Genomic DNA, 25,378 nt, shown 5'->3' with positions numbered 1-25,378 from the left:
ACGTCCGGATCGGCTTAGAGGGTTATTTGGAGGGGGTTCCAAAGGGAGTACCGGTGAGCGTTGAGGGACGCCCTCGGCGCCCCGGATCCACCGGCGGGTTCCGCTCGGGCTCCCTCACCCGAGGGACCGATGCCTAACAGGCTCATCACCGACCGGCCGAGGGCGGCCACCGCCTTCCTGACGACTTCACCCGGTAAGAGGACCGCCGATAACACCTCCGACAGGACGTCGAGTATCACCGTGCATAGCGTGAACGGCCGGACGATGTCCGCCACTAGGATCAGACCCGGGATCGGAGAGTCCTCCAACGGGTATTCGAACGGCTCCAGCACCGCTCCCGCGGGCATCAAGGTCCCAAAGAGTAGGATGATGGGTGCTAAAACCGTGAGACCGTACACGAGGCCGAACGCGTACGGCGGGATGTCCATTAGATCGCCCGGGGGCTGCAATTGCATCGAGATGACGGGGTCGCAAGTTCCCGCCGACAGGATACACATGTGATACGTTATCCTGTCCACCACGCCGGCGAGCGGGGAGGACTCCAGCAAGGTCTTCAACAGGTACGTCATGCCGGCCAGGAGGAGGATCGCGGGGATGGCCACCGGGATGGCCGCCGGACTCACGGTGAGAGAGAAAGCGTAGATCTCGAGCACACCCAGGAGGCTAACGCACGCCACGAGATCGGATATCAGCGCACATCGTAGGTAACGTAGGTAATCCCGGTCGTCGGACCCGAGGGACTCGAGGAGGCGGTGACTCACCACGATCCTACCCAGAACGCTCAGCACCCCGACCTCGGCGGTGCAGTCCCTCAGTTTCCGGTCGTCGGGGGTGGAGGTGCGCATCGCGAGCTATGGAGGCCCCGACCAGGCTTAGAGCGCTGATCCCAGACGCCAGTACGGCCATGGTGGGGTTCGGCGACTTCTCGAGGGCCACCTGCATCGCGTACCCGGTCGCCAGCGAGGCGACGGCGTGATACCACCCACGACCTCGGCGGCCGGATCATCGTCCGCGACGGCTTCCGCGGGATCGTTTGCACCCGGGTCCAGTGCCGTCCCACGCCGGAGCCGGGACGAAGAGGGGCACCAGGACGAACCGGACGGCGGACCGGAACGTCCCGACCCCCTCCCAGTAGGCATCTACTCGACGGAATTTAAGACTTTTCGTTTCGGAAAAACACGTCGGATCTCCCTTGCGTTACTCCTCCCCCGTGACGTCGACTCCATGGGCTAGAAATCGGAACGACTCGGGACGTGGTTCTGAGTACCACCAGGTGTAGGTCAGTACGGTGGATGTTGTCGACGCTCCCGCTCGAGGACGTCGAACACCTTCCACAGGGTCGTGATCATCCCACCCCGCCGGGACCACAAATCTTCCCCCAACAGTCTGGGGAGCAGCTTCTCCACATGATCCCCTCGGAGTAGGAGACGGTACCACCGCCCGGTCCTGACCACCCGTCGGTTGCGCCAGGCGATGGGTAACGCGAGGAGTACCCCGGCGAGCGGTGCGGCGATCGGTGCGGATAGCAGCGACAGGTCGGGCGGGAGGAGATCGCGCACCAGGGTCGCTATCGGGATCATCCCGAGGACGACCCCTAACATGGCCTCCTCGCTCGCGACCAGCTTCCCGACCGGGAACTTGACCCCGAAGTAGGTCACGGTCAGGGCCCGGCGGGCGTTGTCACCGGCTCCCGCGGCCAGGGCCTCGGCCTCACCCGGATCCGGCGGTCCGCCCTCCTTCAGGCACAGGGCCGCGTACGCCATCGAGAACTTCTCCCACCACCGGGCTAGGTGGAACGCCCCCTCCCGGTCCTCCGGCAGTCCACGGGAGTCGTAGAGCATGCACACGCCCCGGGTCCTGAGGAAGAGGAAGTCACAATCCCGGACCTCGACCTCGTGCTTCCCCGGCGGGAAGTAACCAACGCGGATCCTCAAGTCCCCGGGCGGGTCCCCGGGTAAGCCCCCGTACTCGACCGGGTAAGAACCGAGCTCACGAAACCCGGAAACCTTCACGTTTCCATCCGTAACCAACTCGGCCTCGCAGTACCCGAGGGAGAGGAGGAGGGCCCGGGAACCGCGAACGCGGAGGACCCGGACGCAACCGAGGGCCGAAGCGACCTCGTACCGTACCAGGTAGAGTAGGACTGGCAGAGGGCCGAGGAAGAAGAGGGCTACCGCGATTCGAGAGTGGAGAAAGTCGGGGTGACGGGCGACCGAAGTGATGAAGTAGAGGAGGGCGGGAAACAGTGGCAGGAAGGTAGTCGGGGTGAGGCCTCCCAGCACGCGGTCGAACGAGGCGGTGGGGTACCACATCAGGGTGCGACCGACCCGGCGTGAGTGCTCGGATCGGGGGAACGTTCCCTCAGTTTCCTCCCGGTAGATCCCGTAGAACGCCCCCGCGAAGGCCGCGAAACCCATCAGCAATAGCCCCGCCTCTTCCCACCCCAAACCCGTGAAGAGGACGACGGCCGGGCAGAGCGTCCAGTAGGCCCGCCTGTACCATCGAAGTCTCCGCTCCGCGAACCGCGTTAGGCCGCGCAACGCCGCTTCCCCGCCGTCGGTCACCCTCGATCTCATGGGATCGGGGAACCGGCGGACCCGGTGCTTCAATTAGAATACGGAAAGGAAAGGAGTAGTAAGGGCTGCCCGGTAGGCCCGCCCGTACCACCCGAGCGCGGGCTCGGGGCCGCGGATCCGTCAGCGGGGACGGAGGATGCACACGATATCGGAACCGGCCAGACCCGCCACCCGTTGCGGCGGCGCGTGGAGGACCGTGTAGACGGCCGCGAGCGTCGCGGTGACCATCATGGCGGCGAAGCCCGCGAGGAACAGCCTCACGTCCCGGCCGACGTCCACCTCACCGTGCAGCTTCCGCAGCGCCCTTCGGGCCTCCACAGGACCTGGAACGAGGTGGTCGAGAGCAGGACCGCGCCGAGGACGGTCATGAGAGAACCGCCGTCGGGGAGCGCAGTCCCGCAGCAGTGCAGGTAGACGCGGAAGACGATCCAGCACACGCAGAAGGGGATGTAAGACGCGCAGATCGCCACTACCGCGACGTTGAGTACGTCGCCCCAACCCACCGCCGCCAAGGGGATCGCGGACCGCAGAATCCCGCACGTCCCGACCATCATCACCAGCTCGGACACCGTGTACGCGGCCGGGGCGTAGGGGGCGCACCACCGAAAGAAGCGCCACGCGAACGGCCAGGTTATCGCGAGTGAGAGGCCGACGTACGCCGCCATGAGGAGTCCTCGCACCACCCGACCCAAGCGGAACCCCTCCATACTCACCGCAAAGGGAATTCAAATCGAACAACTGGTGTGCGGCCACGCGCCGGCACCTCCACCGTAGCGTGGAGCGCCCCCGGCTCCGCTGGTTTGTGGCTCTCTCGAAGGGTCTGCGAAGCGGGACCTCGGGCTTCGGAGGGGGAAGGGAGGGGGTCAAACAGGGTCTTGACCCTCCAGTTGTGCCGAGACGAGGGCCTCGGGTCGTGATCAATCCTCTAGTGGGTCGACCCTCTCGAGGTCGGGGAACCAGTTCCAGTCCCGTGCCTTGTCGATAGCCTCTTCCACGCGGTGGCGCTCGAAGATCACCCGGTACCAGCGTCCGGTCTTGACCGCCCTCCTGTTGCGCCAGGCCACCGGTAGGGCCAGCAGCACGCATGCCAACAGCCAGGAAAGGACGAGGATCGGTGCGCCCATCGGCCCCAGCGGCTCACCCCTCGCGAGTGCCGACACCAGCGAGAGGGCCACCAATACGGCCACCGTTACGGTGGTCGACTGACTGGTGGTGAACCGCCCGAGCGGCACCTTGACCCCGAAGTACCTCACCGTCGTTCCCCACCTGGAGTTGTTCTTCACGTGTTTCATGATCTTCCGCGCGCGCCCGGGGTTCGGGCCCCCTTCCTCTAAGCACACGGCCGCGTACACCATCGAGAGTTTCTCCAGGAAGCGGGCCATCTCGAGGGCTCCCTCGTCGTCCCGGGGCAGGTACGGGTCCCGCAGCGCACACACGCCCCGGGTTCGGAGGAAGAAGAAACCGCGCTCGGGTAACTCGACCCAGTGGATCCCCGGTGGGAAGTACCCGATCCTGATCCACAATCGACCGTGGTACTCCGACTCCAGGGGGAACTCCGCGAGGACCTGGAACCCCGAGAGTTCGACCTCCACACCCGGCTCGAGGATCGTCTCACCCTCGCAGTACCCGAGGGAGACCAGGTAGAGCCTCTTTCCCACCCTGAAGACCCAGACGGCACCGAAACCCAACAACGGTAAGAGGACGTAGTTCACGGCGCTGAGGGCGAGGATTAGTATAAGGAACTCGGTAGCAGCGAGCGTGGCGTGAGAAGCCTTCGGTTGGAGTGATATCGCGGCGGTTATGACCACGATCACGGGTACCGCGAGCGCGGTCAGTACCAGTCCGGGTGACAGGCTGAGGCCGTGCGATAATAGACCGTACGCAAGTCAAGACGCCTCAGATCTCCTGGATTCGGGTGTGTCCTAGTACCGACTATCCACAATGCCGCGAGGAAGAATCCCACGGCCATAGGGGTGAGAGGCGCGAATTCCCGCCAGTTACACGCGATCAGGATCGCGAACATCATGCCGACGATAACGTACGTCGTTAAGTTAGCCCTCTCGTACCAATCCCACGGCCTCTTAACCCGACGGGATGCCCGTCGACCACCGATGATCCCACCCCCTGTCGTCATCCGTCGCAGTCTATCGCGCGATCTACCTTGAGAACAGTTCTACGGTGTACGAGATTATGAGCGCGGACGTGAGTAGTACCGACGTCCAGGCTATGATGGCCGATACCCTGCTGAGGGGTAAGCCCGTCTTGGGTAGGAAGGGTAGGTCGACCTTCGGAGCACGCCGGGATACCGTCACGAGTATTACGGCGATCGCTAATAGGGCGATCACCGCGGGCCCGTACACGCCGTACGCGCGGATCGTCTCGACCGCAACCCGATAACCCTCACCCTTGGACAGAGCGAGGAGTGCGTTGAACTCCCCAATCGATGCTATAACGATGGCGAGACCGGCGAAGCCCAGTGGGGACGCCAACCGGAAGAAGTGTTCCGTTAACGCTTCCTTGGGGGCCCTCCTGTTCTTCACCAGTAGGAGTGCGATCCCGATGACCCAAACGCCCGTACACAGGAATACCACCGTCACGCGCGCCTTCCGGTAATCCAGCAGCTCCTCTCGGAGACCGACCACCTTCGACCGTTCGACCGGATCGTGGTACTTACTGACCACGTACCGGTTCCACAACCACGGATGCTCGACGATCTCGGGATCGACGCTCCACGACCCCGCATGGCATGGGCACAGCGCGACGACGAAGATGATCGATAGTGCTAGAACTACCGAGTGGCCCAACCATCATCCCCCGAGGGTCGATAACAGTGTGAGACTTTCGGAGTGCATGTGAACGTTCAGCACCAGAGACGCCAGCCACGCGATCAGGATACCCGCCTTAAGCCGACGGTACGGCAACTCGAGCTTGGACACTAGGATCAACGGTATAGCCGCGTTGAATGCTAGAAGGAACGGCTCGGCGTACGCCGTCCATAGGTAAAACGTCCGGTAAGCCTCACTGAGCTTCCCGATCATCACGTAGTACACGGAACAATTGAGGACGTAAGCCCTACCCATCGCGATGATCGCGAGGTAGGCCATACTCAGGATTATCGTCCCACAGTATTGGATCAGCCACTCAGGAGCCTCCCACGTCTTGTACTTAAAGAACTTAAGAAATCCGACTCGCGAGGCAGGCGGTAGCACTAACGCCATCCCCAGTATGAACCATATCCAAAGCTCAAACCCTCTCGGGGGATGACGGAGTGCCTCTCCTAACTTCGAGACCTTCTCCCGATCTTCCGGATCCTCGTACTTGAGCACGATCTTGTTCCAGACTTCCGGGTACCGGGTCGCCCAAACGGGTCCCCGATGATGTTCCCACCACCAGTTCGGATCCTCCAGCTCCTTCTCGGAGGCGTGAGGTGGGATATCAGCTGCCACCGGTGCAATCAGTAACAACAACGTGAGCAGTGACACGGTTCGAACGCTCATGAGAACACCACCCAAAGCACTACCAGTGGCGTCATTATAATATATCATTTATAACATCTTCATGATATCCTTAATAGTCGACCCGATGGATATTGCTAAACTAGCCCATCCAAACGGGGATGGAGTAGAACCGTATTCGCGATATTCGTACCATATGATGAATATAGAAATCCCAATTGAAATAATTGCAAATCCAATATGGATTGTTCCAAGCCAACCAATAACCCCCATACTTAAACCTAAAAGGAACCATTCCCACCACTCATGAGGAGGACTTGAAGCGACATCGATTAAGGAAAGCCACGTAGATATCAACCATAACGCAACACCTGCTACTCCTTTCTTCTTTTCTACCTCTATTTCTATCGTTCCTGTTGTTGGGTTGTATTCTGGTATTTCTCCTTCTATCAGTTCTTGTATTGAGGATTGTTTGTTAGTCTCCCCGTGTGGTTCTACTCCTAGCTCCTTCAGTATTTTCTCCAAATCTTGTCTAACATTATCAGGTAATAAAGCCCATTCTTCCTCACTATAGTACGGTTCTCCGGTGATTTTGGAAACTACATAGTTCTCAATGACTTGTGTTAGTATCGAAGCCCTAGTGTTGAGTGCTCGTTGTGTCACCGGGTCCGCGTAAAATTCAACCCCGAGTAGGACGGTAGGCGTGTCCAGGGAGAGTCCCAGTCGGACTTTGTTATCACTCCGTTTCTCGATCGTAACCTGCGCGATGATCACACCGGGTAATATCCTAACCCAACTCGCCTTGTAATCCTCACAGAGCTTGCTTATCACCTGATCGTAGTAATAAGCTTCGAGGATCGGTAGTGAGCTCGTTAGCACTACTAGGGCTAATTTCTCATCTTTCTCATCTTGTTTAACCCTATCCTTGAGCTCGGCTAGTGCTTGGGCCCATTTGGTAAAGTCCTCTGGGGAGTACTCGAACCCGGGTGGTAGGCATAATACCGCTAGGTAGGACTCGCCTTCTAGCTTGACAGTGCGCAGTATTCTAGGACCGTACTCCACGGTGACCTCACTAACCGGTGGTGCTCGCTTCCACTCCGGGGGTAATACCGGGTTTCTCAAGTCGATGATCGAGTATTCTAAGTCTTCTCGGGTCGTGTGGATTAGCAATAGGCTAGGCTCGGTGAGGTCGATCGCCTGGTCACCGAGCTTAACCCTCACCTTGAGCTCGTCCAATAACTCGCCTTTACCCGGTTCTAACAGCGCGTAGTATTCACTCCCAACCCGGTACGTTAGTCCTAGGAGCCAGGCTCGGGCTCGTGGTGGTCGGTCTAGGAGGACGAGCTTCTTGATCCTCTGACCGGGTGGTGCTTGGACCTTGAGGAACCAAGCGCGTACTCTCTTACCATCATCGCGTTCGAGCTCGAGCGCGGGCTGTTGGACCACTGTAGGCGCCCCGTTGTGCCAACCGAGGACGGGCCTAACCCACGCACTCACGGTTCGAGCCGGACTCTCGTACAATCCCACCTCGCTCGCTAGATTGACGAGGACGAGCGCCCTGCCACCGTCCTCGTACTCGACGAGGAGTCGGGCCGGCGAAGTGGACGGAGCGTGCCCGGTCAGGTAAAGCAGGTAGACCGCGTCCGCGGGCTCGGGTAGTTCGACCTCCCGGCGTACCACGGGCGCCAGCCTACCCGTCAGCCGCACCGGTACCGGCTCGTCCCCGAGGGTGATCACGACCTCGTCCTCGAGCACGCGCACGTGATGACGATAATCGTAGGGTTTCTCGGCCGGGTCCACCGAGAACCCGGGCCATGAGAACGTCCTCGGCAGTTCGGGCGCGCGCTCGGGCTTCCAAGCGGTCTCGATTGTAGTATCGGCCTCACCCGCGTCCAGTGGGCGGATGGTCTTCCCGCCCTCGAGCGCGTAGTAGTAATCTCCAATGCGGAGGGTCACGGCGAGGAGGTACACCGTGAGCCGCGTGTCGGTGGGCAGGAAGGTCAGGGCCTTGATCCTCCCGTGCTCGGGCTTGAGCTCGAGCAGCCAGGCGGTCCGACCCTCGAGCACTACCGTCCCCGTGGGCTTATACACGCGATCCCACGTGATGACGGGTGCCTGTCGGACGGTGAGGTCCTCACCCTCCTCGACGAGTGGTTCGGCCCAGGCGAGGGCGGGTAGGAGGTCCGAGGGCTTCCGATCCGCGGGAGCGATCCGGACGAGTGTCCCGGTTAGTTTCCCATCGTCGAGGAGGGCGAGTAGGGGTAGCGTGGGCGGCGTGCTCGCCTCCTCGTAATCGGTCGCTAGGTACAGCAAGTACACGGCGTCCGCGGGTTTGGGTAGGATTATGTTAAGAGTCGACTCTCGGGTCGCGATCGGGGTCGCGTTCGGACCGTCCGGGCGGGCTAGGAGCAGGGGTATCGCCTCGTCCGGGGTCTTGACGAGGACCCGCCGGTGCCATGCCTCGATCGGCAACTGCTCTCGAGTCTCACCCGGGTGGACGACGTCCACCGTGTGACCGTGCCAGACCTCCCCGGGCGGGCTCAACTCGACCCACTGTCCCGGCCCGAGGACGGCGTATAGTCTAGCGTCCTTCGCCTGTGCCGTGATCGCCAGGAGGTAGAGTCGGCCGGTCTCGGGTGGGTGGAGGGTGAGCTCGCGGATCGTGTGCTCCTCGCCCGTCGCGATCGTTAGGACCCAGGCGTACGCGTGCGCCTCCTCGGGTTGGTCGTCCTTGAGTAGTACCGGGAGGTGCCAGGCGGGTCGTTGGGTGATGAGGATTAAGCCCGTGGGGTTCGTGCGCGCGTAGTCCATGGCTAGTAGGGCCGTACTCGGGTCCCGAGTGAGCGCTAGATAATCGGGTAGTAGTACGATGGCTTGGACGGTCCGCCCGTCGTCGAGGGTGATCTCGAGGTGGTACTTGCTCGCGGGGCGGTCCTTGGGGTCGCGTTGGTCGGTCGCGATGTAGAGGAGGTAGACGGCCTTGGTCCCCTCGGGGAGTTGGATCTTCAGGTCGTTCTCGACCTTGATCGCGTTCTCGGCGTCCTTCGGCGCGAGGTAGAAGGGGATTTGCACGTGGAGTACTGTCCCGGGTACGGGGAGCCAGTGGTAGGCTACGCCCTCGTGCCAGAGTTCGGGTGGTAACCCGTGCTCCTCGGAGTCGATGGTCTCTCGGAGGATGTTCGCGTTGTGGTAGTGTGGGAGGTCCTTGCTCGTGAGGGTGATTTTCTCGCCGTCTGGAGCGTGTGCCTCGTACTTGTCCCCCAGGTGGTAGGTGATGGCGATGACGTACGCGTTCGGGGCGTTGACGAGGAGCACCCTACCGCGTGATCGTGCTAGCGAGCTCGGTTTGCAGGGGATCTCGAGGACTGCCAGGTGGTCGAAGTCGTCGGAGCGTGGTACGTTCGACTTCCAGGGGAGTTCGAGCGGGACGGTGGTCTTGAGTGTTAGGATACCGTACTCGGCGGTCGTGTCCTCGCGCGCGTAGAGTAGGATGTAGGCTCGGTCGGCGTCGTGGGGTATGTGGAGGAGTAGGTGGTCTGCGGGGAGTGCGTTTGGGTGATCCTTCGGGCACAGGTAGAAGGGGATCCACTCGTCCCCGACCTTCCTCCAGACTACCTCGTGGTCCGAGCCCGCGGGCCAGCCCTCGAGCTCGATCTCGACCGGTCCGGGCTCGCGGTAGAGGGTCACGCCCTTTCCGGGTTCGATCAGGGCCTTGTACGCGTCGCCCGAGCGGTAGGTCAGCGCGAGGATCCAGAGGAGTCCGTTCGGCACGTCGAACTCGAGTTCGGTGATGTCCTTTAGACCGAGGTCTCGGGCCGTGAGCCTGAGGTGGTACACGCTCCAACCGTGGTCCCACCACCATTGCCAGTCCCAGTTCAGCCACCAGAGTTTCCTGGTCACGCGCTCCCCGCTCGAGTCCTCGATCGTGACCCTGATCGGGTAGTGGACGCGTACTGGTAGGGTTAGCATGTACACGGTGTCGGCGGGTTCGGGTAGGGTGATCTTCAGGCCGTTCGCGAGGAGGGCGTTCGGGCGGTCCGCGGGTTGGACGAGGAACGGGTAGTATTCATCCCACCAGGTCCTGTAGATGTACAACATGGGCTCGTCCTTCGCGGGGTATTTCCTCTCGGGGATGTACGACCCGCGGAGGTCGTAGCCCAGGGAGCCCAGGTTGCCCGGGCTCACGATGTCGGCGGTGAACCCGTGGAACTCGTTCGAGACGTGGAGGGTGAGTTCCCTCTCGGCCAGTTTCCTCGAGCCTAGGTAGTACTCGATGTGGAGTTCCACGTCGCCAGTGTGAGTGGGGAGGATGAGCATTCTCGCCTCGCCGTTCGAGACGGTGGTTCGGGCGAGGGTTTTCCCGTCCTCGGTGGTTACTCGGATTTCTCCCGTGGAGAGTGGGATCCGGCCTAGCCGAACGTGTACCGTCATCTCGACGGGTAGTCCCAGATGGGCTCGTTCCGGGGTCTCGACGTCGAGCATGACCTCGGGCGTGCCTGTCGAGGGTACGATCGTGGTGAAGTCCTGCGCGGGGGTTTCTACGGGCTCGAACTTCTCGCCCTCCAGCGTGGTACCGTGATCGTACTCGATCGCGGCGAACACGGCGAGCGGGTCCGTGGTGTTCGGGGTTTCTATCGAGTACTCGAGCTCGTGCTCGCCCTCGGACAATCCGACGTCGAACGCCCGCTCGGTGAGCACCCCGCCGGTAGTGCAGTCCACGACTCGTACGGTGATCCTCTTAACCATCGTGTTCTTCACGCTCAGCCTGAGCTTCACTCTGAGCGGGTTACCCGGTTCCACGGTGAGGCTCTCGATGTTCACCAGTGGTAGCGCGTACTCGACGCGTTTCCTGACCGTGATGCCCAGGTCGTCCTCAAGGACTACATCGAGGGCGCTCTTCTCACCGGGCTCGAGGTCCTTAACGACTAGATCGAGGGGGCGGCCTTCCTCCACCTCGAGCACGGTGTACGGTCCGGAGAGGGTCCCGTCGGAGGTCAGCGTGTGGAAGGCCAGTGTCTCACCGTTCTCCTCGATCGAGAGCTTCCCGCTCGAGGGTGGTTCGACGTGGAGTAGTAACCAGTCCCTCCCGTAGTCGGTGACTTGCACCTTGAGCTCGCTCTTGACGATCCTGACGGTGATCCCGTAGTGGGTGAATTTGAAGGTGAGTGTGTTCTCGGTCCTCTCGACGCGACACTCGGTCACGTGCACGGGCACGTTCCCGAACATGGTTAGAGTGGGGCAGACGTTCCCGAGGACTCGCGCGCGGACCTCGTCGTCCATCTCGAGTACCTGGAGGAGGGTTCGCATGGTCCGATCGTCCGAGCAACCGACGCCCCCGAACCAGCACGAGACGGCGACGCCGAGGGCGTCGAGGTCGAGTTCTCCGAGGGGTTCGCTCCGATCCTTCGGGTAGAGTGGTCGCGGTTGAGTCTGCTGTTTGGACTTTTCCATCACGGTACTGTATTCGCCCAGGGAGTATAACGCCTTGTGCTCGTTATCCACGAGGTACACGCTGGCCCCGAGGAACGTGTGGACCGAGGGTTCCACCTCGACCCAGACTTTGAACGACTGGGCTTGAACGCCCACGGGCACGACCGATACCAAGGCTAGGAACAGGACCACGGGGAGGAGCCTACTCACCGCCCTCCCCACCCCGAACCGACCTATGGGTCAAGTACAGGCCGGTTAGCGCGCCGAATACGCTCAGGAGGAGGGCTAGCAGGTTGACGCCCGTGGGTGGTAGGCGGGTGAGCGACCGCGAGACTCTGGATGTTCCCTCTGCGTAAGCGTAACCCCGGGTTCGTGTTTTAAGGATTTCCACTTCCCGGAAGGTGTGAGGCGCGTGCGCCGAGAGGGCTCCCACGCGGTGGTATCCTTGGGGTACGGTCGTACCGTGGGGTGGACCCTGGAGGGCCGCGCTCCCCGTCGGAGTTCGGGGTCTCGAGGGCTCGCTCGGCGCGTGTTCGATGGGACGCCGGGTTACCTTCGCGGTGGGTTCACCCTCGGCGTGGCCCGTGATCGTGGGTTGGGAGAGGAGACTCGTGAGCAGGTCCCATAACCTGTCGAACAGGCTCACCAGCACGGGGGTCAACCGCGCTTCGAGGGTGTCGGGGAGGGAGCTCGAAGGGTGTGGAAGAGCCTCGGGAAGCTTCTCGAGGGGCTTCGGCTTGACCTCGTGCCCCGTCTCGGTCCGGACGGGTCTAATTGGGAATCGGGTCGGTGGGGTGGGTCGTACGACGTGCGGTCTCTCCTCGTTGGACGGTCTCCTCTCGACTCGAGTCGAGGCGTGCGTAGGTTCGGTGACGGCGCTCCGCCCGGTGCCGGACTCCCCGGCGGTCGTGCTCCCTCGGTCCACTGCGGTCCCACCGCGCTCGGGGACCTTAGGACTCCCACCCCTCGGTCCGGACTCCTTCGAGGTCTGCCGTTGAGGTAGGACGTAGGGTACGTTCAAGGTCAGGACGAGAGGACTCTCCACGAACTCGCGGCGTCCCGGGTCGAACGTGGAGTCACCCTCGTACTGGACCCTCAGGGTTACGGGGACCGTACCAGCCCGCTCCTTCGGCACGAACTTGATGGATAACCTGACCAGATGTACTCCCTCACCGAGCTCCAGGTCGTCCAATCGCAGGGGTTCACCGTCCTCGAGCGCGCTCACCGACCACGACTTCACGCCGTCCACGCTTACCCCAATGCTTCTCACCGTAGTCCCCAGAACCTCCAACCACAGGGAGATCATCGCGATCACCTTCTCCCCGCTCACCGAGACGTCCTCTACATCAACCCGCGCGATTACACTGGGAAGCGCGTACTCCACGGAGCGAACCCTCTCGAGCCGCCCGCCCAGGACCACTGAGATCCTACCTTCTGGTGGGACACCCGGGACGAGGACGAGCACGGTACGGTTCGGGCCCACGCTCGTCGGATCGTACGGGCCCTCCCAATCACCACCCCTCGACCGCTTGAGATAGTACCAGGCCTTCCGACCGTTCACGTGAACGACGAGTTCACCACCCTCCCGAGTCGTCACTTCGAGTAATACCCAGTCGATCCCCCGGTCCACCACGCGGACGCTCGGGGCCGAGTACGAGAACTCGATCGTGCGCGAGGCCGGGTTGGGGACGGGTCCTTCCCCGGGATCTCTCACGATCGTACCGTGATCGAACTCGGCGAGGGCTTGTAACCGGAGGCGACCGCACTCTCGGTGCACGCGGACTTCGATTGGCAGGGTGAGCTCGTGGATCCCGGGTCCCAACTCGACGGTCTTCACCGTCTCCCCGAGGATTTCACCCAAGTCGTCCAGGACGCGGGCGATGATCCGACGCACCGTGACGTCGATCGGGCTCACGAGGGTTCGAACGTTCAGGGTGAGCCTACCCTCGTCGACGAGGTACCTCCCGCCGACGACCTCCGCGGCGAGCTCGACACCCTCGGGTAGCGCGTAATCGAGCGTGCTAGCACTGGAGAGAGTGCTCGACCGGTTGATCACCGTGATCGTACCGTGCTTCTCGAGGTCGTACAGTAGGACTTCGACCGCGTTCGCCCCGCTCGCGTGGTACGGGTCGTCCTCGGAGTGTTTCTCGAACTCGTTTCCATGTTTCACATAGTACGTTACTGGTTTCCCATTCACCCGTACGAGTAGGTCGCCCGGTCTCCAGGGGAGGATTCGGAGTAGGAGCCAGTTGAGTCCGTAGTCCTCGAGTTCGACGTGCGGGCGACCGTACGCGATCCTCAGGACCCGCCTCGCGGGTGCCTCTCGAACCTCGAACTCGTTACCCTCCGGGAGGACGGTGTCGTGGTCGTAATGGGCGGTGACCTCGAGGGTGAGGGTGCCCTCGTCACCGCCCACCTCGACCGTGGTCTCGAAGGGTAGGTCGAACCACGTGGTATTGTCCAGGTCGACCTCCTCACGCCAGAGGATTCGGTCATCCTCTCGCAGGACTAGGTTCAACCTCTTGAACGTCGAGTTCACGGTGGAGCCCCGGACTGAGAATTTCAACGTCAGAGAGCGTCCCTCGAGGGTACCGCTCAGGAGTTCGACGTCGAGGTTGGCTTCGGGGAGGGCGCACTCGAGCTCGAACGCGGTCGGGATCCTACCCTCGCGTATCAGCTTGAACCGGTAGGCCTCCCCGGGTTTCAAGTCCCGTAGGATGAGGATCACGGGTGTCGTGCCCAACTCGAGCGGGTGTTCCCCGTCGTACGGTCCCGAGAGCTCGTTACCCTCGAGGACGTAGTAGGGTACGGGTCGTCCCTTCGAGTCCTCGAGGTGGAGGTTCCCGGGTTCCTCGGATTCTACGCGGAGTTCGACCCAATCCCGACCGTAGTCCAGTACGCGTGCGGTGAGTCTACCGGGTCGTTCGTAAGAGACGGTTAGCTCCGCCCGCTCGGGCTCCGCCCGGAGTACGAACTCACGATCACTCACGATAACCAGGTCACCGTCGTACTCGGCGAGGAGGATGATCTTGAGCGGGCCGTGCTCGGGGGGCATGAAACTCAGTCGTTTTTCGATATGGTGTTTTCCGGGCGGTAGAGGCCCCATCACTTTACGTGTTAGTGTCCTACCGAAGAGGTCGAACACTTCGATTGTCAGTCTCCTGATGACGGTGTTTCGGACGCTCACTTCCGCGCTCACTGCGACCGTGACCTTGTCTTCCTTCGCGTTATACTCGACTAAACGGGCGGACGGTCGGGAGATCGAGACCTTAGGCGGGGCGTATTCCGTATAACCCTCATACACGGGTCCCAAAGGCCTCTTGAGAACGATCCTGATAGATTCGGGTTCGGACAAGCCGCGTAATAGTATGAATAACTGCTTATCTTTACCAATTTTTAATTTTAACTTCGTGAACGGACCACGAATGGTCTTATTGGACCAGTCCACCACGTAGAACTCGGACTCCTTACCGTTAACGAACACTTTCAACTCGCTCGTTTTATCCCAGCACCAGTCGAAGTTGGGAAGGAGTGCCGATAGTAATACCCAGTCCTTACCGTAGAGTAAGGGTATTACCGGCATCCCCGAGTGAGCGGCCGTTAGGGGTGAGATTGGGACGCTCAAGACGACGTCGTCGTAATCCGAGTTCGGGCAGACGTCGTCCTCATCGATGAACCCCGTGACCAGCCACCCGGACTTCCTGACAAACCGGAAGGCCGGTATCCTTTGATCCCTCCATTTGAAATCTACTATGAAGACTGCAGAGCCAGGATACACATTGAGTATATCGCATACGTCCGGCGAACGAAGCAAATTCTTCAATACTTCCTCAGTACGTTCATCTAAGCAGTATACTCGTATCTTAGAATTACGTTCTCCTATTACGACGATACCAATATCATCAAGATGAAGTTCTGTAGGGTGCCGTGGCCAAACTCTTTTTAAAAAGACTCGTTTGTACCAAAAGGTCACTCCTCCACTCCTAGTTTTAATCCAATTAGGGCCTAATTTGTCTCGAACTTCAACTACTTTGTATATCGCAGGTACCTTCCTGTCGACGATGTATACGGCACACCAGTCCAGCCACACGAACCACGTTTTCACCGCCGGACACAAGCCCTCTTCCAGTTGTACCATAATCTTGGCGAGGTACAAGACGCCGATTTTACCGGAGTAAACGACGAAAGGCGGGGCGAGGAACTCCACGCGTCCGGGTAAGTCTAACACCGTTACTACGGTCCGATCCTCGGGGTCCACAACGTAGACGATGTTCCCACCGTAAGCTAGGATGTAGGCATCCCCACCCGTCGACCATACGGTCACGCGATGCGCTGGCCCGGGTAATCTCACCAGCTCACGTAACCCCGAAGTCGTAACCTCCCCCAGCGCGTAACCTAGCCAATCCTCGTACAGAACCCACCTTCCCACCATGTCGATGACGACACCGGGGACGGTAACGAACCGTACATTCCTACCGTCGACGACGGCGACTCCATCTCCACACGCCACTAAGAGCGTGCCTTCGTCCCCTATCGCCAGTCTTCTCACCTCAGTCGCCGAGAAGTCCGCGATCACGCTCCTCTCCGGTAAATTCCAAACCTCTACGATTAAATCCCCGTCCACGGATTCTAACAGCGCGGCGGCGTACAGCCCGCCAGTACGGTCGGAAGCCAGGTTAGAGACCTCGAGGACTCGCCACTCTCCGGACTTGACCCGTTGGGAAATCTCCTCGAACTTGGCTACGGTCCGAACCAGTTCGCCCCTCCATCCTCTATCCCCGTGTGTAAGAACCCCACGATAGACCTCGATGCCGTCATCGAGGATTCGGCCCGCGTCGAAGACGAGTCCTAATCCGCTCCTCATCACGGACACTACTTTCGTTCCACTGGGTAGGTGGAAATTGAGGACCTCCGAGAGTCGGACGCTCGACGCGTCGAGCTCGGCCACCAGGACGCGATTAGAACTCGTCACCAGTACGGCCGCGTCCCCACATGATTCGACCGAGGTCACGGACTCCCCGACGGGAACACTCCAGCACACGTACCCGGAGGCCGGTGGGGAGATCCACAGCAACCAGATGATCACTGAAGCTACTCTCAACCGGGACATACCCGCGATGTTCCCCTAACCGACCGAGTCGCGCAGACGTTCACTTCTCCGAGACTAAATGATCATTACAGTTTTCGGAGTGTGATAACCCGAAGTTTACAGAGAGTACTCAGGGCGTGCCTCCAATCCGACAGTGTAAGAGCACATCGTTACGGTTATTACAACGATTTCCTGTATCGGGGGGCGCCGGACCCAGTGACACTCGTTGACAGGGCTCGGTCTTAGCTGGCGCAGCTAGATGAGATGATAAGAGAGTGCGCGCTTGGCTCCTCAGGGTCCAAGCACCACCCGGTCAGAGGATCGAGAAGCTCGTCCTCTTGGACCGACCACCGCGAGCCCGAGTCTGGCTCCTAGGACTAACGTACCGAGTGGGGAGGGAGTACCACGCGCTGTTGGAACCGGGTAAGAGCGAGTTACTGTGCGAGCTCAAGGTGAGGGTCAAGCTCGATGACCAAGCGATCGACCTCACCGAGCCCAGTCTACTACTAATCCACACGACCCGAGGGGACCTGGAGTATTCCGTCATCGATCTGAGGAATCCGGTACTACCCCCGGAGTGGAAGCGTGCTCCACCAGTTAACGAGATCACCGTGGAGTACGGTCCGAAGGCACTACGTACTATTAAGTTAGAGAGTGAATTCTACCTCGTAGTATTATGCCTACCACCCGGGTTCGAGTACTCCCCAGAGGACTTTACCAAATGGGCCCAAGCACTAGCTGGGCTCAAGGACGAGGTCAAATAGGATGAGAAACTAGCCCTGATAGTACTAACAAGCTTACTACTAATTCTCGAAGCTTATTATTACAATTAAACTATAAACAAGCTCTGTTAGGATTATAAAGCGAGTTGAGTTAGGGCTCTACTCGGAGTGATTGTCGCACAGGTTACGGTCGAGAAATAGGATGATAATAAAGTCCGACTGGGACTCTCTTTGGACACGCCTACGGTACTACTTGGGGTTGAATTCTACGCGGATCCGGTGACACAACGAGCGCTCAACACTAGGGCTTCGATACTAACACAGGTTATAGAGAATTATGTAATTTCTAAGGTTACCGGAGAGCCATATTACGGTGAGGAAGAGTGGATACTACTGCCTGACAACATCAAGCTGGGCTTAGAGAGACTGCTAAAGGAATTGGAGGTAAAACCATACGGAAGAACTAGCAAAGAGTCTTCAATACAGATGTTGACTAAAGGGGAAGTACCAGAATACGACCCGACGACTGGAACGCTGAAAGTATATACAAAAGGTAAAAAAGGAGTCACCACCTTAATGTATTTTGACTACGTAATAACGCAAGTAATGTACTCAGTGTTTATTACGTTCGTCGGGGCGATCGCAGCATCACCGCTAGAGCCAGACGATAAGAGGAGCATAATATCAGCGCTAGGTGAAGCGTTCCAAAAATTCTTCGAGGAGAACGTGACCTCTTTCGGCGGGCCTATCCCCTCGGCATAAGTGATGCCGCCAATCTCTGGGATTATGTCCGCAAGAAGAGGGGCTTGGATCCTGACACTCTTATTACCTTCGGAGATCTCCTGATGAACATAGGGTCCACTGCACTGTGGATATTGCCGTACGTATCACCCCGCTTGCCACCTTTACAATTAAATGTAACGGGGATCTTAACCGCACTTGTCGTTATTGGAGCTCTATTTAAGACTGTAGGAGCGGTTGCTAAGTATATCAAAAAGGAGTACGATGAAGCAACGTACGTGATTGTTACCACTGCACTATCACTGTACGCATTAAGGTGGCCATCCCTCTATGACCTTGACTCGTCCCTTTTTGACTAGTCGTAACGCCGGCTTGGGGGCTGCTCTTCGACGATGCGTATCTCTAGATCATCTAAGCTGTTACTGGCGAGCTTGGGTTACGTCTCTCTCTTGGCCTATGTAGTACTCGGTTCGATCTGTGGATATGATTCAATTGTAATCTTGAGTGTACTTGCCGTATCGATAGGATCGTGCGCTTTAAGCGTATGGTTGTCCTTCGGGATATGCGATGCGATCTTCCAGGGTGAGGAGGTTCCAGGGCCCCGCGACGTAACGTTTCACGATCGGTGTACCGTTCGTTGTCGCACGGCCTCGTTCCGCCTGTTGTTCACACGTGCTCAGGTTGGAGAACTCATTCTCTTCTCCCTGCTCGTATCGTCCACACTCCCGGTTTTCGTCGTCTGGTCCCTACCCCTAACCGGGCGGGAGTGGTTTAGCCCGTCGTTCATCGTGTTTGCCCTGACGTCGTTGATGCTTTGCCTTACCGTGTCGAGCGCGCTGCCGGCCGCCCTCACCCTCGGGTTCATCGGATTCCCCCGGATGAGGGGCGACCGGCGGAGGCTCTCCATCGCGCTGCTCTCACTGGGGTACTGCGAGGCCGAGCTGATCACGGATGGGGAGGTGGAGGTTTCGAGGTTCCGGGAGCTCAGCTCCTACCCGGTTAGGTACGGGGAGGCGCCGGGTGGTCAGCCATCGAATTTGAGAATTCGGGTCGGGTACTTCAGGCCCGGTCCGTGCAAGGTGGAGGTTCGGGACTGCGGCTTCCTCTTCCTGAGGACCCGAGGTGTGTGCGTACTCCACGACGCTCAGGGACTGCTGAAGGATCGTGAGAAGGCCTTCCACCTCCTTCGGTGGTGGGAGAAGTTCTCAATGGTGTACGCGGCCCTGTGCTTGGAGAAGGAGGAGTCCCCCGAGCCGGAGGAGGTGGACGGGCTGTTGGGGTCCGTCGTGAACAACCGAGCCGGCTGGAACGAGCTCGTGTACCTCAACCGCCGCTTTTCCCTGACTGACGTGTTAAGGCACTACGAGGTTGCCGTCAGCATGCTCGGGACCGGTGTGTGCTGTCTGGTGACGCCGGCGTGGGTGAAGCTGATCGGGGTGAAGCCGAGCTTGAAACTTCTCCACACCTGGTGGTACCTGGCCCCGGCGATCCTCCTGATCCCGCCCGTCTCGGCCCTAGGGGTGTTTGTCATCAATCTCGACACGGCCCTGCGCAGCTGGAGGCTTGTGAGGGAGGGTCGAGTGTACGAGAGCGTGCTGGGGCGCGATCCCTACGATGGGAAGTGGTATGGGAAGTGGCTCTCGAGGGATGGTGACCCGATCGCGTCACGCCACCGCGAGTCCGAGTCGGATGAACCACAGTCCGGTTAGGAACGGGAGCACCAGGAGCGGGGCGAGGCGGAGCGAGGCTCGACCGCCCAGCTTCCTCCACGCTGCGCACGCCAGGAGGGAGGCGAGGACGGCGTACACCGCGAGCAGGTAACCCACGCCCGTGATCCCCCACGTACGGAACTCGCTCAGGGCGAGGTGAGCGTCCCCCTCCGTCACCCTAGCGAGGAACTGGCACGATGCTAGGTACCCCAGGAACGCCTCCCAGCACAGTGTCGAGACCGTCACGATCAGGGCGATCGCCGCGAAGGCGACCGTCTCGGGCCTCCACCGTCGAGCGCGGGTCGCCAGGGGGACGGCCAGTAGTCCGACGCAGAGGCCGGTGAACGCGGTCGCCAGGCTCGACAGGTAGTACGATCGGAGCGGGTGGTACGCGCGGGTCAACCATCGGAACGCGTGCGCCCGTCGAGCCTTCACCCCGCCCCCGAGGGTCTCGCGGAGGAACCGCCACTTGGGCTTCGTCAACAACTCACTCGGGTGCACGGTCTTCCCGCCCCCACCAACCTTCCCACCACGACCCCCGCCTCCAACGCCCTTACCCACGCCACCGGTCTCCTCCCTCCCACCCCCAACCCTCCCGGCGCCCCGCACGCCGGTGACAACGACCTCCAACCCGTGCGTGCACGGGTCCATGAGGGTCGGATCGTGGGCTAGCAGGACCGTCAGGACCTCGATCAAGCCCCCCGACCGCCCCCGCCGATCACCGTCGGTCCACGGGACGGGGTTGAGCGCTCCCCATTTGAACTCTCCGGAGACGAAAGGCGGTGAGGAACCGCCCCCTCCGCCCGAACGGAGGTCGCGCGGGGGTCCGTCGCCCGTGGAGGACTTCCTGCGCTTAATCTGCGGTGATCCCCAGGTGAGGGAGGTCGTATCGGAGTTCTGGTTCCTTGCGGGTCGAGTCGGGCCGGGTGGGTGACCTCCTCCGGAAGCTCTACCCCGTCCTCTCACTGTACGTAATATTGAGCCTGGTCTTCGAGGGTCGTGGGGGACGTGATGCGTGGTGATAGAGGGAGGGTTAGGGAAAGAATCGTCAACACAGCTGTCGGTGTCTCGGGCTTAGTGTCTGGGACTCTCGCTAAAGGTCTCGCCAACAAGGCTACTGAGGGATTAACGCCGCCTACTTACAACGGAGGAGTTCCCAAGTGCTGGGAAGAAAAGGGGAAGGAGACTATAAAGAAGGCATTTGATGACGAGCGTGAGCCCGTGGGAGTACCGCATGCGGCCGGGTTGAAGAAGGAGTGGGGGGCGGCTTGAGCTGGCTCTCGAGCCCGGGCAGATCATCGCCTTCATCACGCTCTTCTCGATCCTCTTCTCGATCATCGTGATCACACCCCCTCTCCTGGTCGTTCTCGCGAGAGGACTGGCCCGGCGAGAGGCTAGGTGCAGGCGAGAAACACTCGATGATCACGTAATCTTAAGATCGTACCCGATCTTAATACCCCCTGGACTATCCATGGTATCATCATATATTGTATTTCTCATAAGTATCCTCGTAGAGTGTGGCGTATGTATTGTCACCAAAGAAAAGCACCTCCACTTCCTCAGACTTACAGCAATTTTAATCATAGTTACCATCACAGCATCACTGTCACTCTGGCTCGCTGCAATGACCCCATACATAACTATAGCGAAAGTATTACCGTCTAACCACAAAATTAGAATCAAGCTTTTCACAATCACTTACCAACCAATCTTAATCGCTAGTTTCAGCGAGAATATACACACTAATAACATCCAATTAGAACTTAAAACACGCGGTAGCGAACTTATAAAGTACTCAATTTCAAAGCGGACCGAGCGTCTTCTGAGAACATTATTTTCCACACTTGATGGCGTCGAACGTGTCAACTTCTACCTAGGCGTGTTGAAACCAGGCTCGAGCATTATTGAAGTAAAACACAACCCTGAAAACGGGAATATCGTATCAGTGATTACTCCTGGGATTACACTGACTACAAGCCAATCTAATACAAATTTAGATAAAGTTTACAACTTTGACGCGCTCGCTACTGTAACCTTACCATTGCTCTTAGGTAGGAATAGTTACACCTCAACATTACGAGATATAGAAGAAAAGACTAACGTATCATTGGATCGAATCAGTTTACTCGAATGGTTAATAGAGTTCGCTGTAGTGGGCTCCAAAGGCGTTTCGTTGGTAGAATCCAGCCATAGAATCGTGAAGAGTAACGGTCTAATGCTACTCTCGAGTCTCCACCCGGCGTTCACACCAATCATCGTTTATGTGCTATCTTTAGTCATAGTTTACTACATAATTTGCACTATATTAAAAGCTAGTAGTGACCCGCTCCACGCGATCTTATTCTACGTGATCGTACCCCAACTCGCCAGTGTCGCAGTATCTACTGGGATCTCACTAGTAATCTCTCCTATAACCTCTAAGAGGAAAGTATTGGACCTGTTGACGGAAGTAATGTATTTGTATAAAGCGCGTAGAGGGTGACGCCCTTGGACTCCTTGGACTACTTACTGTCTAATATCGGATTAACATCTATAATAGTAGTCATTATTACAATATTTTGGTTATCACTTCCGATATGGTCATATCCAATAGCTATCCTGTGGAATTTATCGGAACCAAAACCGCGATCAGGGCCGCTGAAATACTATATAATTTACAGAAAGACGATACCGTTACCGACTCCGATAGTACTCCATCCAGCCGTCGCTAGTTTAATTCTAATGACTTTCTTTCCAGCATTTGGGCTCTTCTTTTGTGCTCGACTCAAATTCGAGATAGCGTTAATTTTGGTTATAATACCCTATCTTGTGAATTTGGTTTTAAACAAATATATCGAAGTTAAAGACGTGAGCACCGACGACGGTTGGATCGTCGTCAGGGTTTCGTCGTTCAAGTATCACCGTGTCGGTATCGTGACTTTCGGCGGTCACGTTGAGGTGGATGCGTGGCGCGTTCACACTTTCTTGAGGGACGAGGAGTTGGCCGAGAGGTTGGCCGATGTGCTCCCCGGTCGGGGTGAGTTACTCGCCTGCGAGGGTTTGCTCTCCTCGTACCACGAGGTGTTCGTTCGACCTCGGGGGGACGAGATCCGGATCAAACCCTCCCCTGGGGCCCACACGATCGTGCTCGTCTCGCGAGGGTTCGTGTTGACCCGGAAGCCCGAGCGGGTCCGTGAACTGCGTGCCCGGGCGGTGTTGGCGGTCGCGGGGTTGATGGAGGGGAAGGTGAGCGTGCCTAAGAGGTGGATCAAGGCGTTCGTGCTCGGGAGTCGCGGGCGTCTGGCCGGGATAGAGGTGAAATCGCTGGCGTACCTGGGGTTCGAGGCGATCGACGGGATCCCGCCCATAGTCGGACCCTCCACCTCCGGTCTGATAGTCCTCTCGATCGATGCTTGGGACGAGGTGTGTGAGAAGCTGGGTGTCGGATGGGAGCTGGAGGTGGACATTAAGACGGTATTACTGATCTTGACGATATCGTACTTCGTAGCCGTCGGAGCCTGTATCGTTCGGACGTTGCGTGGTGGAAGGGAGCCTAAGGAGCTCCATTACGCGAGGATGTGGGAGGAGTTGGAGGGAGACTCGAACGGTGTGGGCGAGGCCACTATCGCCGACACTCGGAAGGAGGAGGACTCGGAGGAGGATGTCGAGTACGACGAGCCGGGCAAGTGGATCCGCAAGCACCGGAGGTTCAAGTCGCTACCGGATTACTACGAGATCGCGGGGATCCGAAGGAGGAATGGGGAGCGCTCGAGGACGTCGTAGGATCCGACGTTCCGGGTCGACCGACCATCACCGTCGGGACGAGCGTGGCGGTGGACGTCTCCTCCATCCTCGGGCTATGTCCGCGGAGCCGAGACGTGTCGAGGGTGGGCCTCGGCCGAAAGTTGAGTTCCTCGCCTTGGAGCACTGCGAGGGCGAGTTGATTCGGAAACGAATTACCCGGCTTCGATGGGATGTACGCTCCGTGGAAGTGGCTCCAGGTGCCGCGGTCCGTCCGGACCCGTGTGGTACCGTTTCAACGCCGCATCCTCAACTCGGAGTAGGAGATCCGGCGGAGGCCTCGGACGTCCTCCGCCAAGAGGAAAACTCGTCACCACTCGGCAGGGGAGTGACTCTTCATCGGAAGCATCCCGACGGTCGATGAAACGGGGTCTTAACTGCCTCGGGACCTTGCGGACGGGATCCGCGGGCTCCTGGGGTGATTCCTCCGGACGGCGCGGTCCCCACCGATTCATCTCGTTTATCGTTAAATTAATACCCGTTGGTACCGGGAGTGATATCGGGAGGTCGCACGGTAGGGGCGGCCCTCTTGGCGTGGGAGGGTGGACGCTATGCGCACGTTCCAGTTCCATCCTGTCACGACCGCGGTCCTCCGCACCCCCGAGCTGGACGAGGGTGCCCTCTTCAGGCTCCGAGACGACCGCTGGGTCGAAGTGGCTTCCGGGGACCTGCCGGGTACGTTCGAGCGGTTCTTCCGGCGGTTGGGTGAGGCGCGGTCCGAGTGGCGTGAGGGTGTCCTCCGGGTCGAGGGCCCACCGGGCGCTGAGGTCGTGCTCCTCGTGCCCGACCCGGAGGGGTTTCCGGTGACCGAGGACTCGACGTTCCTCGAGGACGGACCATTACCCGAGGGTGCGCACGTGCTCCTCGGGGAGCGCGTGAGGGCCTTCAGGACGCACGTGCCCTGGAGGGTACGGCTCCCCTTCGAGGTCGCGAGGGAGTCGCTCGTGAGCGTGCGCTGGGTCGAGGGGAGCACGTACTACGAGCACTCGGACTGGGCCGCACACGACTGGGATAGGGCTGCGGTGTCGCACCCGGCGAGGCCCAGGCCCGAGCTCCGGGTGTGAACGCGTCACGGGGGTGTCGACGCCCGCCCGGGTTCCACGCGGTTTAACTCATCGTACCGTGACCGGGGGACTCTCGGGGGAACCGTCGGTTTGATCCCGATGTAGTACGTGGTCGCGATCCTCGCGCCGCAGCTGGTCGTCACCGGCGTGACCGCGTACGGCCTGTTCATACTCCACATCGCCTGGGAGCGGCGGAGGAAACGGGCCATGGACGTCCTTCGGGGTCGAGGGGTCGAGGAGAAGAAGCCGAGGTCATGGGAGGAACCGGAGGAGTTCAAGAACTCCCGGTGCGACCCCGTCACCCGGCTGGTCTTCAGGCCGGACCTCATCAACTGCGCCCCGTCGGGGTACCTCCTGGTCGTCTCCACCATGGGATGGGTCGCGCTGGCGTTTACCTACGAGATGAGCGTCCTGCTCGGCGGTCATTCGCCACCGTCGGTGAGGTTCGAGCTCGTGTCCACGTTCGCCGGGTTGCTGGTGTTCTCGTACCGTTCGGACGTCGCGACGCTACTACCGGGGTTCCGAAGCCCGCGCTCCCGAGGTTCGTGATCCCCGCGGTCGTCGGGACGGGCGTGGGCGCGGCGACAGTCCTCGGGTCGTTGCCGCCGTACTGCGGGTGGCTCGCGCCGGCCGCGATGCTGACGGGTTTCCTCCTGACGCTCAAATACGAGAGGTGGGTGCGCGATCACCGGATCGTCACGGTGTGGGGTCGGGTCGTCGAGACCGTGCGGTACTACCCGTGGCCGTCACGTTCGACGAGGAGTGCGCCCGGAGGTGGACCATGAACAGGATCGTCCTCCACACGTGGGAGG

19 protein-coding genes are annotated in these 25,378 nt (G+C 59.7%); 8 read left to right on the top strand and 11 right to left on the bottom strand.

What is annotated here, in order from left to right; genetic code table 11:
* Window positions 1-14 precede the first annotated feature (14 nt).
* The 9 genes from MK_RS06125 to MK_RS06090 all read right to left on the bottom strand — a co-directional run bounded on the left by MK_RS06125 (window position 15) and on the right by MK_RS06090 (window position 16,562).
* Window positions 15-845 carry a hypothetical protein gene (locus tag MK_RS06125; RefSeq protein WP_011019523.1) on the bottom strand — a complete coding sequence of 277 codons (831 nt, stop codon included), beginning with the start codon at window positions 843-845 and terminating at the stop codon, window positions 15-17.
* A 435-nt stretch (window positions 846-1,280) separates the two neighbouring features.
* Window positions 1,281-2,540 (bottom strand): hypothetical protein, encoded by a 1,260-nt coding sequence (locus MK_RS06120; RefSeq protein ID WP_011019522.1) that lies wholly within the window; start codon window positions 2,538-2,540, stop codon window positions 1,281-1,283.
* Window positions 2,541-2,696: 156 nt separating this feature from the next.
* Entirely contained in the window at window positions 2,697-2,837 is a 141-nt protein-coding gene (locus MK_RS09120) for a hypothetical protein (RefSeq protein WP_158295960.1), read from the bottom strand.
* Window positions 2,834-3,268, bottom strand: coding sequence for a hypothetical protein (locus MK_RS06115; RefSeq protein WP_011019521.1), 435 nt, complete (start codon window positions 3,266-3,268; stop codon window positions 2,834-2,836). The genes MK_RS09120 and MK_RS06115 overlap by 4 nt, the downstream gene beginning before the upstream one ends.
* Before the next feature lie 225 nt (window positions 3,269-3,493).
* Window positions 3,494-4,390 carry a hypothetical protein gene (locus MK_RS06110; protein WP_011019520.1) on the bottom strand — a complete coding sequence of 299 codons (897 nt, stop codon included), beginning with the start codon at window positions 4,388-4,390 and terminating at the stop codon, window positions 3,494-3,496.
* A 342-nt stretch (window positions 4,391-4,732) separates the two neighbouring features.
* Window positions 4,733-5,380, bottom strand: a complete 648-nt coding sequence (locus MK_RS06105) for a hypothetical protein (RefSeq protein WP_011019519.1) — start codon at window positions 5,378-5,380, stop codon at window positions 4,733-4,735.
* Window positions 5,381-5,383: 3 nt separating this feature from the next.
* On the bottom strand, window positions 5,384-6,073 hold the full coding sequence (locus MK_RS06100; RefSeq protein WP_148679719.1) for a hypothetical protein: 690 nt from the start codon (window positions 6,071-6,073) through the stop codon (window positions 5,384-5,386).
* 48 nt (window positions 6,074-6,121) lie between these two features.
* Complete coding sequence (locus MK_RS06095; RefSeq protein WP_011019517.1) at window positions 6,122-11,671, bottom strand: hypothetical protein; 5,550 nt, start codon at window positions 11,669-11,671, stop codon at window positions 6,122-6,124.
* Window positions 11,664-16,562, bottom strand: a complete 4,899-nt coding sequence (locus MK_RS06090; RefSeq protein WP_011019516.1) for a YncE family protein — start codon at window positions 16,560-16,562, stop codon at window positions 11,664-11,666. Before MK_RS06090 ends, MK_RS06095 begins: the two co-directional genes overlap by 8 nt.
* A gap of 263 nt (window positions 16,563-16,825) precedes the next feature.
* Here MK_RS06090 and MK_RS06085 point away from each other — a divergent pair, with 263 nt between their 5' ends.
* Window positions 16,826-17,314, top strand: a complete 489-nt coding sequence (locus MK_RS06085) for a hypothetical protein (RefSeq protein ID WP_011019515.1) — start codon at window positions 16,826-16,828, stop codon at window positions 17,312-17,314.
* Window positions 17,315-17,503: 189 nt separating this feature from the next.
* The gene (locus MK_RS06080; RefSeq protein ID WP_148679718.1) at window positions 17,504-18,034 is read left to right on the top strand and encodes a hypothetical protein; all 531 of its coding nucleotides are present in this window, start codon (window positions 17,504-17,506) and stop codon (window positions 18,032-18,034) included.
* Between the two features lie 655 nt (window positions 18,035-18,689).
* Here MK_RS06080 and MK_RS06075 read toward each other — a convergent pair.
* A complete protein-coding gene (locus MK_RS06075; RefSeq protein WP_148679717.1) occupies window positions 18,690-18,878 on the bottom strand; it encodes a hypothetical protein in 189 nt (62 codons plus the stop codon).
* A 13-nt stretch (window positions 18,879-18,891) separates the two neighbouring features.
* On the opposite strand from MK_RS06075, the gene MK_RS06070 reads away from it, so the two are divergent.
* Window positions 18,892-19,722: a hypothetical protein gene (locus tag MK_RS06070; protein WP_148679716.1), complete on the top strand. Its 831-nt coding sequence runs from the start codon at window positions 18,892-18,894 to the stop codon at window positions 19,720-19,722.
* On the opposite strand, the gene MK_RS06065 is transcribed toward MK_RS06070, so the two are convergent.
* On the bottom strand, window positions 19,678-20,418 hold the full coding sequence (locus MK_RS06065; RefSeq protein WP_011019513.1) for a hypothetical protein: 741 nt from the start codon (window positions 20,416-20,418) through the stop codon (window positions 19,678-19,680). The genes MK_RS06070 and MK_RS06065 overlap by 45 nt on opposite strands.
* Window positions 20,419-20,721: 303 nt before the next feature.
* Here MK_RS06065 and MK_RS06060 point away from each other — a divergent pair, with 303 nt between their 5' ends.
* The 5 genes from MK_RS06060 to MK_RS06040 all read left to right on the top strand — a co-directional run bounded on the left by MK_RS06060 (window position 20,722) and on the right by MK_RS06040 (window position 25,351).
* Entirely contained in the window at window positions 20,722-20,994 is a 273-nt protein-coding gene (locus MK_RS06060) for a hypothetical protein (protein ID WP_148679715.1), read from the top strand.
* A 1,575-nt stretch (window positions 20,995-22,569) separates the two neighbouring features.
* Window positions 22,570-23,484 (top strand): hypothetical protein, encoded by a 915-nt coding sequence (locus tag MK_RS06055; RefSeq protein WP_011019511.1) that lies wholly within the window; start codon window positions 22,570-22,572, stop codon window positions 23,482-23,484.
* A 569-nt stretch (window positions 23,485-24,053) separates the two neighbouring features.
* Window positions 24,054-24,566: a hypothetical protein gene (locus tag MK_RS06050; RefSeq protein ID WP_011019510.1), complete on the top strand. Its 513-nt coding sequence runs from the start codon at window positions 24,054-24,056 to the stop codon at window positions 24,564-24,566.
* A gap of 108 nt (window positions 24,567-24,674) precedes the next feature.
* Window positions 24,675-25,115, top strand: a complete 441-nt coding sequence (locus MK_RS06045; protein WP_011019509.1) for a hypothetical protein — start codon at window positions 24,675-24,677, stop codon at window positions 25,113-25,115.
* Window positions 25,112-25,351: a hypothetical protein gene (locus MK_RS06040; RefSeq protein WP_011019508.1), complete on the top strand. Its 240-nt coding sequence runs from the start codon at window positions 25,112-25,114 to the stop codon at window positions 25,349-25,351. Before MK_RS06045 ends, MK_RS06040 begins: the two co-directional genes overlap by 4 nt.
* The last annotated feature ends 27 nt before the right edge of the window (window positions 25,352-25,378 follow it).

It is taken from the genome of Methanopyrus kandleri AV19 (genome assembly GCF_000007185.1).
Taxonomy (GTDB): Archaea; JAADCQ01; Methanopyri; order Methanopyrales; family Methanopyraceae; genus Methanopyrus; species Methanopyrus kandleri.
The sequence above is the reverse complement of the archived record's forward strand: the minus strand, read 5'-3'. Positions and strand labels throughout refer to the sequence as shown.

Bases quoted from the DNA above. Each gene is read 5' to 3' on its own strand.
- MK_RS06100 (WP_148679719.1), bottom strand. From the start codon at position 6,073: ATGAGCGTTCGAACCGTGTCACTGCTCACGTTGTTGTTACTGATTGCA.
- MK_RS06125 (WP_011019523.1), bottom strand. From the start codon at position 845: ATGCGCACCTCCACCCCCGACGACCGGAAACTGAGGGACTGCACCGCC.
- MK_RS06070 (WP_148679716.1), top strand. From the start codon at position 18,892: ATGAGGGGCGACCGGCGGAGGCTCTCCATCGCGCTGCTCTCACTGGGG.
- MK_RS06075 (WP_148679717.1), bottom strand. From the start codon at position 18,878: ATGAACCCGAGGGTGAGGGCGGCCGGCAGCGCGCTCGACACGGTAAGG.
- MK_RS06050 (WP_011019510.1), top strand. From the start codon at position 24,054: ATGCGCACGTTCCAGTTCCATCCTGTCACGACCGCGGTCCTCCGCACC.